At 42.4% G+C, this 919-nt stretch carries 1 protein-coding gene; it reads left to right on the top strand.

Annotated elements, in window-relative coordinates:
• Positions 1 to 101: 101 nt before the first annotated feature.
• On the top strand, positions 102 to 919 hold an 818-nt coding region (locus A3756_RS01155; RefSeq protein ID WP_197481083.1), incomplete at its 3' end, for a hypothetical protein.

Raw genomic sequence — 919 nt, 5'->3', positions numbered from 1 at the left:
ACAGTACCGATACTGCTGTTGAAGACAAGAAGTTTGCGTTGGATTAGGCTGTCAAGCTGCTCACTGAAGTCATNAACTTCGACCCGAACAANGCGCCGGCAATGAACCTACTTGGCCGCATAGAGCTTGATAGAGGGAATGTTTCTGCCGCAAAAGAACTATTTGATAAGTGCTTGGAGCACTCGCCTGAAAATACACAATACCTGACGAATCTAGGTTATCTACATATAATTTCTGAAGAGCCTGAGTTAGCAATCAGACAGTTCGAAAAAGCACTTTCAATTGATAATGGCAATAAGAACGCATTTCTAGGTATGGCCAGAGCTCATCATGCACTTGGCCACTTCGATGTCGCTTACCTGCATTATCGATCTTTAATCAATCATGGCTATGATGACATTACGATCTTGCATGGCATGCTTAACTGCTGCCCACATATAAAGATAGAATCTTACAACACTCAGCTTGAAGCTGATTTGTTTTTGCTTCTGTCAAAGAGCGAACTGGCTTTAGATAAACTTGCCGGATTCGCTGCGGCATTGCTAGTCAAAAAATATGATTTAAGTAATCCAAATGCGACGATTGAAATGCTTGAAGTCGCAAAAGACCCCTTAGTGTATTACTCCTTACTAAACTGCATTTTACCTGATCCGCATGTTGAAGAATTTATAACGCTATTGCGCCAAAGCATTTTGCTAGAGTGCGTTGAGTCAGGCACCCTTCGGGATGATCTACAAGTGCTAGCTATCGCGATTGCTGTTTATGCGGAGCGTACTAACTTCGCTTTAATCGTTGATGAAGTTGAAGAGGAAAAAGTCGAGCTAATTGATCAATCTCTTCAACATACCCTCCAACACCAGTGGGAAGTTGATGAGGTAGCCGGCGCATTGATTGTTGTGGGTATGTATAAGGCATTCTT

This window comes from Oleiphilus sp. HI0086 (assembly GCF_001635225.1).
This window is presented reverse-complemented; position numbering and strand designations above follow the sequence as displayed.